Origin of the sequence: Mycobacterium sp. TY815, from assembly GCF_030755135.1 — a bacterium.
GTDB lineage: Bacteria > Actinomycetota > Actinomycetes > Mycobacteriales > Mycobacteriaceae > Mycobacterium.
Genome location: NZ_JAUFRX010000001.1, coordinates 2,914,602 through 2,931,267, shown reverse-complemented (window position 1 = coordinate 2,931,267; position 16,666 = coordinate 2,914,602). Strand labels below are relative to the sequence as shown.

Annotated in this window: 16 protein-coding genes; 9 read left to right on the top strand and 7 right to left on the bottom strand. The window is 65.9% G+C overall.

Annotation, left to right across the window (positions count from 1 at the left end; genetic code table 11):
• Positions 1–40 precede the first annotated feature (40 nt).
• Complete coding sequence (locus QXK92_RS12610; RefSeq protein ID WP_306241945.1) at positions 41–514, top strand: helix-turn-helix domain-containing protein; 474 nt, start codon at positions 41–43, stop codon at positions 512–514.
• On the opposite strand, the gene rsgA is transcribed toward QXK92_RS12610, so the two are convergent.
• Both rsgA and aroA read right to left on the bottom strand, forming a co-directional pair.
• Entirely contained in the window at positions 501–1,481 is a 981-nt protein-coding gene (gene rsgA, locus QXK92_RS12605) for a ribosome small subunit-dependent GTPase A (RefSeq protein ID WP_306241943.1), read from the bottom strand. The genes QXK92_RS12610 and rsgA overlap by 14 nt on opposite strands.
• Positions 1,478–2,761, bottom strand: coding sequence for a 3-phosphoshikimate 1-carboxyvinyltransferase (aroA, locus tag QXK92_RS12600; protein ID WP_306241942.1), 1,284 nt, complete (start codon positions 2,759–2,761; stop codon positions 1,478–1,480). The genes rsgA and aroA overlap by 4 nt, the downstream gene beginning before the upstream one ends.
• Positions 2,762–2,805: 44 nt before the next feature.
• Between aroA and QXK92_RS12595 the strand changes: the two genes are divergently transcribed.
• The gene (locus QXK92_RS12595; protein WP_306241941.1) at positions 2,806–3,570 is read left to right on the top strand and encodes an SOS response-associated peptidase; all 765 of its coding nucleotides are present in this window, start codon (positions 2,806–2,808) and stop codon (positions 3,568–3,570) included.
• A gap of 4 nt (positions 3,571–3,574) precedes the next feature.
• Here QXK92_RS12595 and QXK92_RS12590 read toward each other — a convergent pair whose 3' ends face one another.
• Both QXK92_RS12590 and QXK92_RS12585 read right to left on the bottom strand, forming a co-directional pair.
• Positions 3,575–3,838: a hypothetical protein gene (locus tag QXK92_RS12590; RefSeq protein WP_306241940.1), complete on the bottom strand. Its 264-nt coding sequence runs from the start codon at positions 3,836–3,838 to the stop codon at positions 3,575–3,577.
• Between the two features lie 73 nt (positions 3,839–3,911).
• Positions 3,912–5,396: a NarK/NasA family nitrate transporter gene (locus QXK92_RS12585; protein ID WP_306241939.1), complete on the bottom strand. Its 1,485-nt coding sequence runs from the start codon at positions 5,394–5,396 to the stop codon at positions 3,912–3,914.
• A 423-nt stretch (positions 5,397–5,819) separates the two neighbouring features.
• Between QXK92_RS12585 and QXK92_RS12580 the strand changes: the two genes are divergently transcribed.
• The gene (locus QXK92_RS12580; RefSeq protein ID WP_306241938.1) at positions 5,820–6,551 is read left to right on the top strand and encodes a phosphoadenylyl-sulfate reductase; all 732 of its coding nucleotides are present in this window, start codon (positions 5,820–5,822) and stop codon (positions 6,549–6,551) included.
• A 31-nt stretch (positions 6,552–6,582) separates the two neighbouring features.
• Here the strand turns inward: QXK92_RS12580 and QXK92_RS12575 are convergent, their stop codons facing one another.
• Entirely contained in the window at positions 6,583–7,560 is a 978-nt protein-coding gene (locus QXK92_RS12575; protein WP_306241937.1) for a LysR family transcriptional regulator, read from the bottom strand.
• A gap of 329 nt (positions 7,561–7,889) precedes the next feature.
• Between QXK92_RS12575 and fdxA the strand changes: the two genes are divergently transcribed.
• Genes fdxA through QXK92_RS12555 form a run of 4 tightly spaced genes read left to right on the top strand, consistent with a single transcriptional unit; the run spans position 7,890 to position 11,676 of the window.
• Complete coding sequence (gene fdxA / locus QXK92_RS12570) at positions 7,890–8,219, top strand: ferredoxin (RefSeq protein ID WP_306244381.1); 330 nt, start codon at positions 7,890–7,892, stop codon at positions 8,217–8,219.
• Between the two features lie 2 nt (positions 8,220–8,221).
• Positions 8,222–9,244 carry a PPE family protein gene (locus tag QXK92_RS12565; RefSeq protein WP_306241936.1) on the top strand — a complete coding sequence of 341 codons (1,023 nt, stop codon included), beginning with the start codon at positions 8,222–8,224 and terminating at the stop codon, positions 9,242–9,244.
• 31 nt (positions 9,245–9,275) lie between these two features.
• On the top strand, positions 9,276–10,448 hold the full coding sequence (locus QXK92_RS12560; RefSeq protein WP_306244379.1) for a PPE family protein: 1,173 nt from the start codon (positions 9,276–9,278) through the stop codon (positions 10,446–10,448).
• Positions 10,449–10,479: 31 nt separating this feature from the next.
• Positions 10,480–11,676, top strand: coding sequence for a PPE family protein (locus QXK92_RS12555; protein ID WP_306244378.1), 1,197 nt, complete (start codon positions 10,480–10,482; stop codon positions 11,674–11,676).
• Between the two features lie 3 nt (positions 11,677–11,679).
• Here the strand turns inward: QXK92_RS12555 and QXK92_RS12550 are convergent, their stop codons facing one another.
• On the bottom strand, positions 11,680–12,819 hold the full coding sequence (locus tag QXK92_RS12550) for a cytochrome P450 (RefSeq protein ID WP_306241935.1): 1,140 nt from the start codon (positions 12,817–12,819) through the stop codon (positions 11,680–11,682).
• Between the two features lie 141 nt (positions 12,820–12,960).
• Between QXK92_RS12550 and QXK92_RS12545 the strand changes: the two genes are divergently transcribed.
• Positions 12,961–13,830 carry a 3-hydroxyacyl-CoA dehydrogenase family protein gene (locus QXK92_RS12545; protein ID WP_306241934.1) on the top strand — a complete coding sequence of 290 codons (870 nt, stop codon included), beginning with the start codon at positions 12,961–12,963 and terminating at the stop codon, positions 13,828–13,830.
• On the opposite strand, the gene QXK92_RS12540 is transcribed toward QXK92_RS12545, so the two are convergent.
• Positions 13,831–15,021 carry a CdaR family transcriptional regulator gene (locus QXK92_RS12540; protein WP_306241933.1) on the bottom strand — a complete coding sequence of 397 codons (1,191 nt, stop codon included), beginning with the start codon at positions 15,019–15,021 and terminating at the stop codon, positions 13,831–13,833.
• A 132-nt stretch (positions 15,022–15,153) separates the two neighbouring features.
• Between QXK92_RS12540 and QXK92_RS12535 the strand changes: the two genes are divergently transcribed.
• Entirely contained in the window at positions 15,154–16,665 is a 1,512-nt protein-coding gene (locus tag QXK92_RS12535; protein WP_306241932.1) for a long-chain fatty acid--CoA ligase, read from the top strand.
• Position 16,666: the final 1 nt, after the last annotated feature.

Sequence of the window (16,666 nt, the reverse complement as noted above, 5' to 3'; positions counted from 1 at the left end):
TAGGTATAGTGAAAGCAACCCAGGTCGGGAGGTGATGTGCGTGACAATGCTGCAGGGCAGGCTGGCCGATCGGGATGCGTGGTCGGCGGTCGGGGAGTGCGCGATTGAGAAGACCATGGCCGTGGTCGGCACCAAGTCCGCGATGCTGATCATGCGCGAGGCCTACTACGGCACCACCCGGTTCGACGACTTCGCCCGCCGGGTGGGCATCACCAAGGCGGCAACCTCGGCGCGGCTGGCCGAGCTCGTCGACCTGGGGCTGCTGGAGCGCCGGCCCTACCGGGAGCCCGGGCAGCGCAGCCGCGACGAGTATGTGCTCACCGAGTCCGGCATCGAGTTCATGCCGGTGGTGTGGTCGATGTTCCAGTGGGGGCAGCGGCATCTGCCGGGGCGCCATCGGCTCAGGCTGGAACACCTGGGTTGCGGCGCCGCAGCCGAAGTCCAGATACGTTGCGCTGAAGGGCATCTCGTGCCGGCGGACGAGCTGGGTATGCGGGTGGTCAAGTCTCCCTGAGGGTGGCCAGCAGCCGGCGCGCCGCCGCGATGCGACGCGGCGCGGTCCCGGCAAGCGCGTCCAGCGCGCATTCGGGGTCGGCCGGTGGGCCCATGTGGCCGCAGCCGCGCGGGCAGTCTTCGATGGCGTCGGAGAGATCGGAGAACGCCTTCATCACGTCGTCCGGCTGAATATGCGCCAGCCCGAACGAGCGGATGCCGGGCGTGTCGATCACCCAGCCGCCGTTCGCCAGCGGGAGCGCGACCGACTGCGTGGAGGTGTGCCGGCCACGGCCGATGTCGGTGACCTCACCGACCGCCCGGTCCGCAGCGGGCACCAGGCGGTTGACCAAGGTCGACTTGCCCACCCCGGAATGTCCCAGCAGTACCGTGATCTTGTCGTCGAGCAGGTCGGCCACTGCCAGTAGCGGATCGTCGACGCCCGCGGCCACCACCGTGAGGTCCAGGTCGACGAACTGCTCGGCGAACGGTTCAGGCGGCGCCAGGTCGGTCTTGGTCAGACACAGGATGGGCCGCAGGCCGCCGGCGTACGCGGCGATCAGCGCGCGGTCCACCAGACCGCTGCGCGGCGGCGGGTCGGCCAGGGCCACCACCATCAGCAGCTGATCGGCATTGGCGACCACCACCCGTTCGGTCGGGTCGGTGTCATCGGCGGTGCGCCGCAACACCGTTCGTCGGGGACCGCGACGGACGATGCGGGCCAGGGTGTCGGTTCGCCCGGACAGGTCACCGACGATGTCCACGTCGTCGCCCACAACGATCGGGGTGCGACCCAGTTCGCGGGCCCGCATGGCGACGACGCGGCGCTCGGGGTCCCCGCCCAGGACACATCCCCAGCGGCCGCGGTCGACACTGACCACCATGGCGGACTCGGCGTCGGCGTGCTGCGGACGAGTCTTGGTCCGGGGCCGCGATCCCTTGCCGGATCGGACCTTGACGTCGGATTCGTCGTAGTCGCCAGGCCTCAAGCGTTAGAACCCACCATGTCGCCCCACAGTTGCGGGAATTCGGGCAGCGTCTTGGTGGTCGCGGCGATGTCGTCGACTTCGACGCCGGGAACCCGCAACCCGACGATGGCGCCCGCCATCGCCATCCGGTGATCGGCGTAGGCGTGCCAGAGGCCCGCCCGCAGCGGCGTCGCGGTGATCACCAGTCCGTCTTCGGTTTCCCGGCAGTCGCCGCCGAGGCGGTTGATCTCGGTGCTCAGTGCGGCCAACCGGTCGGTCTCGTGGCCGCGCAGGTGCGCGATACCGCTCAGCCGGGAGGTGGCGCCCGTCGCTGCCAGGGCCGCCAGCGCCGCCACCGTCGGTGTCAGCTCGCCCACGTCGCGCAGGTCGACGTCGAAGCCGTCGTAGTCCGCCGCGCCCCGTACCTCCAGGATCGAATCACCCTGTGTGACGACAGCACCCGTCTTGTTCAGCACGTCCATGATGTGTGCGGCAGGCTGCACGCTGTGCTGCGGCCAGCCGGTGATGCGTACGGTGCCGCCGGTCACCACCGCCGCGGCGAGGAATGCGACCGCGTTGGTCAGGTCGGGTTCGACCTCCCAGTGCCGTGCCGCGACGGTGCCGGGCAGCACCTGCCATCGGTTGGGCTGCGCGTCGTCGACGACCACACCGGCCTGCCGCAGCATGGCCACCGTCATGGCGATGTGCGGTGCCGACGGCAGCGACGCACCGGTGTGCTGCACCGTCAGGCCCTCGGTGAAGGACGCGCCGGACAGCAGCAGGCCTGAGACGAACTGCGAGGACGCCGAGGCGTCGATGGCCACGGTGCCACCCGCCACCGCGCCGTTGCCCTGCACCCGGAACGGCAATCCCGAGCCGTCCACCGGCACGCCCAGTCCGCGCAGCGCGTCGAGCAGCGGGGCGATCGGCCGGGCGCGCGCCTGCTCGTCGCCGTCGAAGGTGACCGCGCCGGCGCTCAGCGCGGCCAGTGGTGGCACGAAGCGCAGGACGGTGCCGGCCAGCCCGCAGTCCACCCGGGCATCGGGGGCGGGGTCGATGCGGCCGCTGACCGTCAGGCCGGACCCGGCGCCCTCGACATGCAGGCCCAGCGTCTGCAGCGCGCCGATCATCAGGTCGGTGTCGCGGCTGCGCAGGGCGCCGGTGATGGTGGAGGTGCCCCGGCCCTGCGCGGCCGCCAGCGCAGCCAGGATCAGGGTGCGGTTGGTCTGGGATTTCGAGCCTGGAACGGTGACGGTGGCGTGCACCGGCGCCGTCGTGGAGGGGGCCTGCCATGCGCTCACCGGTCCATCATTCCGTGTCAGCCATGTCTGCCACCATTGGAGATATGTGTGGACGTTTTGCAGTCACCACCGATCCGGCCCTGCTGGCCGAGAAGATCAAGGCAATCGACGAGGCCACGGGCACCGACGAACGGGCGTCCGAGCCCAACTACAACGTGGCGCCCACCACCACGATCGCGACGGTGGTGACCCGCCATGACGAGCCGGACGACCAGGCCACCCGCCGGGTGCGGCTGATGCGGTGGGGCCTGTTGCCGCCCTGGGTCAAGGCGGGTCCGGATGGCGCGCCGGAGAACAAGGGCCCGCTGCTGATCAACGCCCGTGCCGACAAGGTCGCCACGTCGCCCGCCTTCCGGGCTTCGGCCAAGAGCAAACGGTGCCTGGTGCCCATGGACGGCTACTACGAATGGCGCGCGAATCCCGACGGGGGCACGGCCAAGAAAGCGGGCAAGACGCCGTTTTTCATGTATCGCAGCGATGGCGAACCGCTGTTCGCCGCCGGGTTGTGGTCGGTGTGGAAGGCGGACAAAGAAGCCAAGCCGCTGCTGAGTTGCACCATCATCACCACCGACGCCGTGGGCGAGCTGGCCGAAATTCACGACCGCATGCCGCTGATGCTCGGCGAGGGCGACTGGGATGCCTGGTTGAATCCGGATGCGCCGCTGGATCCCGAGTTGCTGGCCCGTCCACCGGATGTGCACGACATCGAGCTCCGCGAGGTATCGAAGCTGGTCAACAACATCCGCAACAACGGACCGGAGCTGTTGGAGCCGGCAGAGCCGGAGCCCGGGCAGATGACGCTCTTGTAGTCGGTCAGCGCTGAATCGACTGCCCGAGCAGCCCCACGATCGTCGCAACGGACGCCTCGAGGGCGCGGATGCGCTGATTGGAATCGTCGGCCGTCGATCGCATCTCGCTGATATTCGACCGCAGCACATCGGCCAGCAATTGCTGAGTGTCGCCGAACGCCTTGATCGCTTCGGTCATCGAGCGATAGTCGGCCTGCGTTCGTTCCACCGCGGCGACCCGCGCACTGAGATTTGCTAGGACGCTGTCGAGGTCTTCTGGCGTGGGCATGGTCGGCATCGTAAGTGGTTTCGCGACAGGTCGATCGGGTTTTTACCCGAGCCGCGAGGGTGAATCCGGTGACTCATTGCCCAACTGACGCCAGGGCGGGTCGGCGCACGTATGCCGCCCAGGTCAGCAGCCCGGCAGCGGCGTAGTAGCACATGAAGATCCAGAACGCGCAGGTTTCGGAGCCGGTGCTGAGGTAGGACTGCCGCAGAGCGAGGTTGATGCCCACGCCACCCAGTGAGCCGAGACCCGCGACGAAGCCGATTACCACTCCCGAGATGACACGTGGTGAGGGATGTCCGGCAGCGTCGAGTTCCGCGGAGTTGCTGGAGGCCTCGAAAAGTGTCGGAATCATCTTGTAGACCGAACCGTTGCCGAGGCCGGCAAGAATGAACAAGGCGATGAAGCCGCCGATGTAGCCGACCATCGTGGCTCCGGAGTCGCCGCCGGACTGGTCGTCGAGAGTGCTCATGATGAGCACCACACCGGTGGCGGGCACCATGGCGGTGAACACCGCGAGGGTGACGCGGCTCCCGCCGCACCGGTCAGCAAGCCGGCCCCCGTAAATTCTGGCTGCCGCCGCCACCAGCGGTCCGATAAAGCTCAGCGCCGCGGCGTGCAGCGACGCCTGCCCGGCACTCTCTCCGTCGGCACGGAACTCCATATGCATGATCTGGCCGAACGCAAATGCGAAGCCGATGAACGAGCCGAAGGTGCCGAGATAGAGCAGGGCGAGAAACCAGGTGTTCCGGTTGGACAGGATGGACGGCAGGATCCTTGCGAGGTGAGGCGCCTGGATCCGGTGTTGCTCCAGGTCATTCATGAACAGCGTCCCCGCGAGTCCGGTCACCGCCAGGAGCACGAGGTACACCGCGCAAACCCAGTATGGCTGCCGGTCTCCGGCAAGCGCGATGACCAGCAGCCCCACCATCTGGATTCCGGCGACACCGAGGTTGCCGAGCCCCCCGGTCAACCCCAGCGCCCGCCCCTTGAGTCGGTGCGGATAGAAGGCGTTCGCATTGGACATCGACGCCGCGAAATTTCCGCCGCCCAACCCGCTGAGGCCTGCGCACACCAGGTAGGGCCACAACGGCAGCCCCGGATGGTCCAGCAGCACCATCGCTCCGACCGTGGGAATGATCAGCACCCAAGCGGAGAAGACCGTCCACACACGAGCTCCGAAGATCGGAGTGCCCAGCGCATAGGGAATGCGCAGGCACGCTCCGACCAGCGTGGCGGTGGAACTGAGCAGGAGCTTGTCGGCCGCAGAAAATCCGTATACGTCCTCGGGCATGAACAGCGCCATCACCGCCCACAAAGACCATATCGAGTAGCCGAGGTGCACCGTCATCACCGAACAGATCAGATTGCGCCGCGCAATGACGTTGTTGCCCCCTTCCCAGGCGGTCAGATCCTCGGGATCCCAATGTGCAATATGACGCGAGCGTCGCATCGGGCTTCGAACCCTCTCCCAGTGCGGTCGCGAGCCGATGGCTCTCTCTGTGGGGCAGCCCGGGTTCGATGGTGATTCCCCGTCTTGGCTCAGGACCTGCTGTTCCATCACAATCCTCGAATTCCCCGCTGGTGTAACGGCATCGAGAAACCAGGTTGCCAGGCCGGTGGCGTCATGACGCAGATTTCGAGGCTGCAAACTGCTGGGCAATACCTGAAGAGTTGCTGAAGGGAGGGGGCGGTAAAGTCGCGCGCTCCGCAGCAAATGAATGAAATACGTTGTGCAGCTGCAATTTTGAATATGCGCTTGCTCTGGACGTGGTACTGCCATTCATCAGACTTCGGCAGCCATGCGGTCACAACTCATTCGTGTGGGGTCACAACTGCCAATCTCTACTGAAATCGATTCCGGCGGGGCAGGATTGAAGTCATGGCCCTGATGAAGGAGCGCGCCGGGCCATTGAGCTCCGGGAGACTGGAAAACTCTGCTTCAGAAGCGCATTCATAACGGGGGCGACGGAATGAGTCGGCTGTGAACGATCGCAATGAGGTCCGGCTGCGTGAGCTGGCCGACCGGGGGGCGGCGGAGCTGGCCGGTGCCGGCGCTGCCGATCTGTTGCGCTGGACGGACGAGACCTTCGGCGGTGCAACGGAAGTCGATGGGCAGTCTTCGTGCGACTACGTCGTCGCCTCGAACATGCAGGACGCCGTGCTGATCGATCACGCCGTCAAGGTCCGCCCAGGAGTTCCGGTCATATTCCTGGACACCGGTTACCACTTCGCGGAAACCATAGGCAGTCGTGATGCGATCGATGCCCGCTACGACATCGGGCTCCTGAACATCACGCCCGCGCACACCGTGGCCGAGCAGGACGAGTTGATGGGTAGCGATCTGTTCGCCCGCGACCCCAACGAATGCTGTCGGCTGCGCAAGGTTGTCCCGTTGGCCAGGGCGCTGCGCGGATTCTCCGCGTGGGTGAGCGGGCTGCGCCGGGTGGAGGCGCCGTCTCGCGCCAACGCCCCGCTGATCTCCTTTGATGAGGTATTTCACCTGGTGAAGGTCAATCCGCTGGCTGCATGGACCGAACAGGATGTCCAGAACTACATCGCCGAGAACAATGTATGGGTGAACCCGCTGGTGGATGAGGGCTATTTGTCCATCGGCTGCGAGCCGTGCACCGCCAGGCCGGCGGTGGGGGCCGATCCCCGCAGCGGGCGCTGGCAGGGACGAAGCAAGACCGAATGCGGTTTGCACCTTTCCTAAGCTCGCACCGTGCACCGGCAGGAGTCGCCTGCTAGGTCCTTTCCAGAGTCAGCTCGTCAGCTGATGCCGGTTGCTCACAACGGAGGCTACTGATGTGGCGCAGCAGCGTCCGTATGGCGCCGGCGGGGGGAGTCCGTCCGCCCACCCAGACCGCACGAAGTTGCCGTCCCAGATCGAGTTCGGGCACGGCAATGGCACGCAATCGGCCCACCGCGAGATCGTCGCCCACGGCCAGCCGGCTCATAGCCGCCGGTCCCGCACCGGCCAGGACGGCAGCACGAACCGCTGCTGCCGAGGATAGTTCGAGCACCGGCGGCGGCTGCCGCAGGTTGTCGCCGAGCACATGAAGCAGCGCCACAGTGAGTGAATCGCGGATACCGGAATGGGGTTCGCGGCAAACCAGCGGTGTCTGGGCCAACTCGAGGGCGCTGATGACCGGTGATCGCCGAGCCCATTTGTGGCTCGGCGGCACTACCACGACCAGTTCGTCGTGTCCCACCACGCAGCTACCCAATCCCGTTAATGGACCTGGCTTTTCGACGAAGCCAAGATCGACGGCGCCGTGCCGGACCGCCGCGATGGCCTGCTCGCTGGTGGTGGCGGTCAGAATCACCTGTGGGGCGGCGTCGCCATGACTGTTGGCGGCCTGCAGAGACAGCAGCCACTGGGGCATGAGGTGCTCGGCTATCGTCTGGCTGGCCGCCACCTTGATCCGCTGGCGACGCCCTTCGCGGAGGGAGCCGAGGCCGGCGTCGATGTCGCGGGCGACGTCGAGCAGGCGGGCGGCCCACTCGGCGACGACGACTCCTGCGGGTGTGAGATCCGAGCCACGCGTCGTCCGAACGGCTAAGGCCACGCCTGCTTGGGCTTCCATCGACGCAAGGCGTCTGGATACTCCCTGCTGGGTCATTCCTAGTTCACGGGCAGCTCCACCAAGACTGCCGGTCTCCGCGATCGCCAACAGAACTTCGAACGAGGCGAGTTCGGGCATATAGGAACTTAACGCCATGTTTCCACGAAATCACAATTAGCTTGTAATGAGCTGGCAAGACGCTGCGCTTTATCGCAGCGCATCCGCTGACCTGTTCCTGGATGGCCATTCGTTATGCGGCGCACCCGAACTGACACAACCTAACCGTGTGACTTCACAACATCAGACCCTCTACTGCCGCCCGATTCTTCGCGGAAGAATCGGAGCCATGATCGGCACAGGGACGCGCCGATTCTGTTGCGGTGTGACGCTATTTCTCCTTGGCCGCTATCGGCCGCCGCGAAGGCGTTGAGCCCGCAACAGACCTGCCGAACTTGCCGTTCAGCAATAAGTGGGGAGGAACATTAGTGACATACGTGATAGCTGAACCCTGCGTCGACATCAAAGACAAGGCATGCGTGGAGGAATGCCCTGTCGACTGCATATACGAGGGCCTCCGGATGCTTTACATCCACCCTGACGAGTGCGTTGACTGCGGTGCCTGCGAACCGGTATGCCCGGTCGAGTCCATCAGTTACGAAGAAGATTTGCCCGCCGAGTTCAGTCAGTACCTTCAGATCAACGCTGCTTTTTTTGCGGACCTCGGATCGCCGGGCGGTGCGGCGAAAGTCGGAGTGACCGAAGACGATCCCGACGCCGTCAAGAGCCTGCGCTCCGGCTCAACTCACCAGGGCTAGGGATGGATTTCGGGAGGCAGGCGCCGGAGATCAATTCCGGCCGAATGCATTCCGGTCCCGGATCGGAATCATTGTTGCAGGCCGCCGATGCCTGGGACCGGCTGGCGGCGAATCTCTCGGAGACGGTGGCATATTGCCGTGAGGCGACCGCGACGCTCGCAGAGGAATGGAAAGGCGCCGCGGCGATCGCGATGCGCGACGCCGCCACACCGTACCTGAGGTGGCTCGCACTCACCGCGACCCAAGCCGAGCAGGCGGCTACCCGGGCCTCGGCGGCGGCGAGCGCCCACGAGTCGGCCTTCGCGGCCTTGGTTCACCCGGACCACATCAGCGCGAACCGCGCGCATCGGCTTTCCTTGTCCGCGACCAATTGCCTGGGCCAAACGAGTCCGGCGATCGCGGAGATCGACGCGGCGTACGAGCAGATGTGGACGACAAACGCCAATGCAATGTATGCCTACGCCCGTGCGTCGGCCGAAGCCGCGGTATTGACTCCGTTCACTCCGCCGCCCGGTGGGACGCCCGTGTCGACAGCACAAGGCGGTGCCTCCTGCCCGCCTTCTCGCGCCTGGGCGCTGCGGGTAGGCCCGGAGATCATCTCGGCTGGGTGCCAGGTGATCGCGACGATTCCCGATGCGCTGCGTGCGCTCTGCCGTTCGCCACTGGCTTCCTTCGACGTGACTCTGTCGCCGATCACAGCCTCTCTGTCCAGGCTGGCGTCCCTGAGCGCCCCGTCCGACTTCGCGATCTTCTATCTGAATGGACTCAACAAGGCGGCGGCATTGGCTTGCCTCTCACCGGGCCCCGGGAGTGCGGGCGACTGCGCCGCCGCTCTCGGTCGGGGAAAACCCCTGGGGCGCCTGACTGTACCGCCGATTTGGATCACGGAGACCGCCGCCCCTGCCGCGGAGCCACTGCCGCGGGGCTGGGTCTGCGAGCCGATCCATCTGGTCCACGTCGCGGATCCGCAGCTCGCTCGGCCCGCCGGCGGGTGGCACACGACAACAACGGAACACGGTGACTGAATCCGGTTTTGGCGGAGAACAGGGGGATCAGGTGTTCGACTTCGGTGCGTTGCCGCCCGAAATCAACTCCGGCCGGATGTATTCCGGGCCGGGAGCAGAGCCGATGGTGCTGGCCGCGGCGGCCTGGGACGAACTGGCCGCAGAATTGGACACCGCAGCGGCCGGCTACAGCTCCAAACTCTCGGAGCTGAACAGCGCCCCGTGGGTTGGGCCCGCGTCGGCTGCGATGATGTCTGCGGTCGCCCCGTATGTCAGCTGGCTCGGTGCGGCGGCGGCGCTGGCCGAACAGACTGCCAGTCAGGCGCGGCTGGCCGCCGGTGCCTTCGAGGCAGCGTTTGCGATGACGGTGCCTCCAAATATAGTGGCAGCCAACCGAATTCTGCTGATGACGCTGATCGAGACGAACTTCTTCGGCCAGAATACTCCGGCGATCGCGGCCACCGAGGCCCAGTACATGGAGATGTGGGCCCAAGATGCCGCCGCCATGTACGGTTACGCGTCCGCGTCGGCGACCGCCCGGGACCTGACTCCGTTCACATCGCCGCCGAATACGATGGCCCCCAATGCAATTGGGGGTCAGAACGTCGCGGTTGCGCAGGCCGTCGCGACGCCGGCCGGGAACTCCGCCCAGATGGTCGCGTCGACGGGTTCGGCGACCACCGCGCCCCAGTCGTTGCAGCAGCTTCTCACGGATTTCATGACAAACCCATCGGCGTTGCCGTGGCCGTTGAACGAGATACCCACCGCGTGGAATACCTCCGGCATCAACCAGGCCACGTACTACACGTGGTTCCACAACCTCTTGCAGATTTATAACGCCTACGGAACGGGCTACCACGGCTACAACCTCGACCAGACTTTGACGTTCGGACCCGGGGGAACCACGGCCGGAGGTGGCGGCGCCTGGTACCCGACGCCACAGTTCGCCCATCTGGGGTCCGGTGGCGCCGCGTCGGCGAGTGCGGGTCAGGCAGGCAAGGTCGGGACGCTGTCGGTTCCGCCGAACTGGGCCTCTTGGTCGCCAGCAGCCAATCCGTCCGTCGTCGCGAAAGATGTTTCCCTCCAAACCACTTCGACATCGGGAACGGGCAACACCGTGCTCGGTGGGATGCCTACCGGGGCCGGAGGACGACGAACCGCAGGCTATGTCCACAAGTACGGGCTGCGCTACAAGGTGGTAACCCGCCCGCCGTCGGCCGGATGAAGCGACCAGGAACAGATAAGGGGTCAACATGCTGGATTTTGGAGCTATACCGCCGGAGATCAACTCGGCGTTGATGTATTCGGGCCCGGGGTCAGGCCCACTGATGAGTGCGGCAGCGGCCTGGAGTGCGCTTGCAGCAGAACTCAATTCGGCTGCAAGCGGGTATGACAAGGTGCTGGCCACACTGAGCGGGGAAGAGTGGCTGGGGCCGGCGTCGGCACTGATGGCACGGGCCGCCATACCCTACCTGGCCTGGCTGAGCACGACCGCGGAGCAAGCCGAACAAGCGGCCACACAGGCCCGACTGGCCGCGGCGGCGTACGAGACCGCGATCGCTGCGACGGTGCCCTCGCCGCTGGTGGCGGCCAATCGTGTTGAGCTGACGCAGTTGCTGAACACCAACCTGCTGGGCCAGAACGCCAGTGCCATCGCAGCCAACGAGGCGCAGTACGGCCAGATGTGGGCACAGGACGCCACCGCCATGTACGGATACGCGGGTCAGTCCGCGGCAGCGACCAGGCTGGCGCCCTTCACCGCGGCACCTCAGATCGCCAACCCGGCCGCCCAGGCACTGCAAGCCACCGCCGTTACCAGCGGAGTCGGCTCAGCGGGTACCGCGCAGTCCACGCTGACTCAATTGATCAACGGATTGCCGAATCAGCTGCAGAGTCTGGCGTCGCCCCTTTCGTCGATCCAGTCCAATCCGGTGCTCACCGAGATCTGGTTCCTGTTGAGCGGGCAGAACACGCTGCCCAACAACCTCGGCACCCTGGTTACCGGCTATAACAGCTACTCCGCCCTCTGGTACAACACCGAAGGCTTGCCGTACTTCAGCGTCGGTATGGCCAACTTCGGGGTGCAGATTGCCAAGACCACGGGAGCGATCGGCGGCGCGGCGCCGGATGCCGCGGCCGCCGTTCCCAAGGGTCTGGGAGGTCTGGGCGGAATGCTTAGCGGTGGCGGTGGGCCGACGTCGGCCGGACTGGGTAACGCCGCGTCTATCGGAAAATTGTCGGTCCCCCCGACTTGGGCCGGGGCGAACCCGGTGACCGGACATTCGGGGCCGCTCGTGGTGGAGAACCTCGCACCCGCCTCGTCCGACGCCGCAGGGCCCGGCAACCTGCTCGGCGGCATGCCGCTGGCCGGCCCGGGGATGGGTCAGGGCGGCGCAAGTCCCAAATACGGCGTCCGTCCCACGGTCATGACCCGCCCACCGTTCGCCGGTTAGCGCTCAGCTCCAACTCAGCGGCAGCGCCTTGAGGGCAAAGGAGTTCGACGGGAATTCGATCTCGGGAGTGTAGTTCTGCGGCAGTTCGAAGTCGGGGATCTGGCGCAGCCACTCAGCGATGATCACGCTCAGCTCGATCCGCGCCAGGTGGGAACCCAGGCAGCGGTGCGGCCCGCCGCCGAATCCCCAGTGGCGGTGCACTTTTCCGTCCATAACCAGCTCATCGGTGGAGATTGCGTCGCTGCCGTCGCGGTTGATCGCCGCAGTGCACAGCCGTACCGGTGTGCCAGGAGGAAGCGTCATGCCGCCCACGTGGACGAAGTCGGTGGTCACCCGCGCCGCCAACGGCGCGGCGGGCTCGAGACGAACGATCTCTTCGATGAAGACCCTGATCTGCTCGGGATCCTCGCGAAGCTCTGCGCGCAGTCCTGGCCTGCGGGCCAATTCGAACAGCGAGAATCCGATGGCCGCTGCCACGGTGTCGAGCCCGGACAGCACCAGAAGATGGCTCATGCCAAGCAGTTCGAGGTCGCTGAGGTCGCCCGGGTCCGCCATGATCTGCGACAACATGTCACGTCCCGGCGTGGTCCGGCGTTGCCGGATGGCGTCGGCGAAATAGGACAGCAACTCCTGTCCTTCCGGCTTGCCGACCACCGCGGCGTCTTTCCAGGCGATCACCCGGTCGCGGTCCCGCACTGGCAGCCCGTAGAGGTCCAGGAAAACCTGGAACGGGTAGAGGCGTGCGAAATCACCCATCGCCTCGCATCCGCCCCGGTCCGCGAGTGCAGCGATCATGTCAGCGGCGTGGCGCTCCATCACCGGCTGGTGCTTCGCCAGGGCGTGGGGACTGAAGAACGGCTGAAGGATCTTGCGGTAGCGAGTGTGCTGTGGTGGGTCGAATGCGGACGGCAGCACCGGCACCGGGCTGCCGGGTGGCTGAAGCGCCAGTTGTGCTGAAAACAGCTTGGCATCGCCTAACGCCGCCAGCACATCCTCACGGCGGGTCAGGTAATACGCGCCGTTCATGAACACCACCGGCCCTGCATCCCGCAACGCCCTCCACCCGACGCCACGGTCCGCGGCCATCGGTAGTCCGGCATGCTGCAGCCGGGGCAAGAAGGCAGGTTCTACTGTGAATTCCATTGTCGGCTCTACTGGTTGGGCAAAATCTCTCGGAAGGTATTCCGTGAGTCCGTCCAAGCACGATGTTATGAGGCGAGACTGGGACATAGATCCCAATGGGCTGTGAATCCGGTCAGGGCCAACACGTCCTAACATGCGTATGTGACCGGCAAGTACACCCACACGTTCGAAGAAATCCAGGACCGGCCCGTCGCGGTGATCGGCGCCGGCACGTTGGGACGCCGCATCGCATTGATGATGGCCAGCCGCGGGGGCACGGTGCGGATCTACGCACGCCGTCCCGAACAGCGGGCCGAGGCAGTCGGGTACGTCACCGACAATCTGCCGAAGCTCCTGCAAGACCGAGGTTTTGGAGAGCCGGGCGCCGCCGTCGGCGCTGCGACGCTGCAGGAGGCGCTGGACGGTGCCTGGCTGGCCATCGAGTCGGTGCCCGAGCGGTTGGACATCAAGATTCCGCTCTGGGGCGAGATCGACGCAGCCGCGCCGCCGGACACCATCTTCGCCACCAACTCGTCGTCGTTCCCGTCGCGGCTGATGGCCGAAAACGTCCGCGACAAAACACGGCTGTGCAACATGCACTTCAATATGCCGCCCCAGTTCAACGCGCTGGAACTGATGTCGAACGGCCAGACCGACCGTGGTCTGCTCGACACGTTGCTGGCCGTGCTTCCCGAATTCGGAGTGCATCCCTTCGAAGCTCGCAAGGAGTGCACCGGGTTTATCTTCAACCGGGTATGGGCCGCTATCAAGCGCGAGTGCCTCGCCGTCGTGGCCGAGGGTGTCGCCCGTCCCGAAGACGTCGACGGCATTTGGAAGGTCAACTTTGGCTTCCCGGTAGGGCCGTTCCAGATGATGGACCTGGTCGGCCTGGACGTGGTGCTCGACATCGAGAACAACTACGCGCAGGAGTTTCCGCATCTGCCCGAGAACGTGCGCGACCTGCTGCACTCGTACGTAGACGCGGGCAAGCTCGGGGTCAAGACGGGCGAGGGGTTCTACAACTACCGGTAGTCAATACAGCCGCTGCTCAACTTCGAACGCAAGACAGAGTTCCGCGACGTCCCTGGGACGTGTGAGTGTCCTGCCGGTCAGCTCCTCGATGCGGCGCAGCCGGTGCCGCACCGTGTTCGGATGGCAATAGATCTGCGCCGCAGTGTCATTCGCCGAGCCGCCGACATCCAGCCACGCCCGGAAGGTATCGATCAGGACTGCTCGTTCCTCGGCCGGCATGGCGTCCAGGCGTCCCAGCACCGACGATCTGATCCGCGTCATGACCTCGGGCGCGCTGACCGCTGCGAGGGCGAGCGGTGTGTCATCGAAAGCGGTGACCAGTTCCGGCGAGTTGCCCCCCGCCGCGAGCCGCGCGTAGCGCAACGCGTCAGCGGTCTCGGGCAGTTCGTGGAACGGCGGACTGATTCCCACCCGTGCTTTGGCGGCCTGCCGGAGCACCTCGACAAGAGCGTCGAGGGTGTGGGCCGGTTCCCGCACATGGACGATGCCGACCTGAAGCTCGGGCAGCAGTCGCCAGGCCGACCGGATGTCACGGGCGGACAGCTTGTTCTCGATGGCCGGCAGACCCAGTTTGCCGATCGCAGGTAGCACCGCGGCCACCACCACGTAGGGGCCCGAGGTGGGCAGCCGTAACAGGTCCGCGGCCTCCCACAGACTCTGCCGGTCGGTCATCCGGCGCGTCAGCAACGCCTCCACCACTGCCGATCTTTCTTCTTCCCGTTCCAGGATCTGCACCGTCAGTTGTTGGCGGTAGGCGTCGCTCATCGCCTGCGTGAACCTCTCCTGCGCGAAGAAGACCCGGGAGGTGGCATTGAGGATCGAGTCGGTGGGTATTGCCGCCGCGCGTGCCACGGCGAGGGTCTGCTCCCACATGAAGCGAAAGCCGATGCGGTAGGCGGTCATCACCGCCGGCAATGGCACACCGCTGATCGCCCGCGCGGTGCCGGTGCGCTCGGCGGGCGCTACGTCCGCATCGGCATCGGAATCATCAGCGAGCGAGTCGAAGATGAATGTCAGGTTCGCGACGCAGCTTTCGCGTACTTCGTCCTTCGTCACGACGGTCCCGTCGCTGTACGCGTCGATCTCGCGGCACAGCTGTTCGGCCATGGCTTCACCCAAACTCGGGGCGCGGGCCAACATGAGCCTGCCGAGTTCGATGACGTGCGGGTCAACCGTGGTGCCGACGGCCATGCACAAACTGTAGGCCCGATGTGCGCGGTCACACCGAAGAAGGCTTGACGTTGTTTGCCCGAACATTGTCGTGCGCAGCCGCCGGCACGACGCTGGAGTCAGGCCCAGAACAGCATTTCCCGGAGGCATTCCATGACCGCATTGAGCACCAATCTCGTTGTGTCGAAGGACCTTTATCCCGAAAGCATCGCGCTGCGCTGCGATGACCTGCAGGTCACTTTCGCCCAGTTGGACGCCGCGGCCGCGCGGGTGGCGACGCTGTTGGAGCGGGCCGGCATCGAGCCCGGCGACCGGGTGGGGCTGATGCTGGCCAACACCCCCGCCTACGCCATCGCCTTCTTCGGGATCATGTACCGGGGCGCCATCGCGGTGCCGATGAACCCTTTGCTCAAGGCCCGCGAGGTTACCTACTACCTTTCCAACACCGGTGCCGCGGCGCTGTTCGCAACCCCAACGTTCGCCGCGGAGGCCACCGCCGGTGCCGACGAGGTCGGCGCCCGGTGCTGGCTGGTTGACGACGCCGGACTGGCCGACCTGATCGCCGACCTACCCGCCCAGCAGAGCCCGGTCCAGCGCGGCGCCGACGACGTGGCCGTCATCGTGCACACCTCGGGGACCACCGGAAAACCCAAGGGCGCCATGCTGACTCACGGCAACATTGGTCACAACGCCGACGTCACGGTGCGCACGCTGGCGAAGATCGGTCCGGACGATGTGGTGATGGGTTGTCTGCCGCTGTTCCACGTATTCGGCTTGACCGGCGCGCTGAATAGCGCGGTGCTCGCGGGTGCGACGTTGACGCTCATGCCCCGCTTCGACCCCCGCAGGGCGCTCGACGTGATCGAGCGCGACGCCGTCACGATCTTCGAGGGAGTGCCGACCATGTACTCTGCGCTGCTCGGCGCTGCAGCCGAAGCGCCGGCAGGGGCGACGCGGAGTCTGCGGACCTGCGTGTCCGGCGGCGCCGCGCTGCCCGTGCAGGTTCTCACCGACTTCGAGAAGACTTTCGGCTGCACCGTTCTCGAAGGGTACGGGCTCTCCGAAAGCTCCTCGGCGGCCGCCTTCAATCATCCTGACCGCGCACGTAAGCCCGGTTCGATCGGCACGCCCATCGACGGCGTCGAAATGCGGGTCGTCGACCTCAGCGGAGTCGAGGTCGCCCGTGGCGGTACCGGAGAGATCCAGATCCGCGGCCACAACGTGATGAAGGGCTACTGGAACCTGCCTGAAGCCACCCAAGCCACCATCACTGACGACGGCTGGCTGCACACCGGCGACGTCGGGCGTGTCGACGACGACGGCTGTTACTACATCGTCGATCGCATCAAGGACCTGATCATCCGCGGCGGCTACAACGTGTATCCGCGCGAGATCGAAGAAGTGCTCTACGAGCATCCGGCGGTCGCCGAAGCCGCCGTCATCGGCCTCCCGCATGACTCGCTCGGGGAGGAAGTCGGCGCCGCGGTCGCCCTGAAGGAGGGCGCCACGGTGACCGCCGAGCAATTGCGCGACCACGTCAAGGAGCGGGTCGCCGCCTACAAATATCCGCGCGTGGTCTGGCTCGTCGACGAGCTGCCCAAGGGACCGACCGGCAAGGTCCAGAAGCGCGACATCACCATTCCGACAACCGAAAGGACCTGCTGAT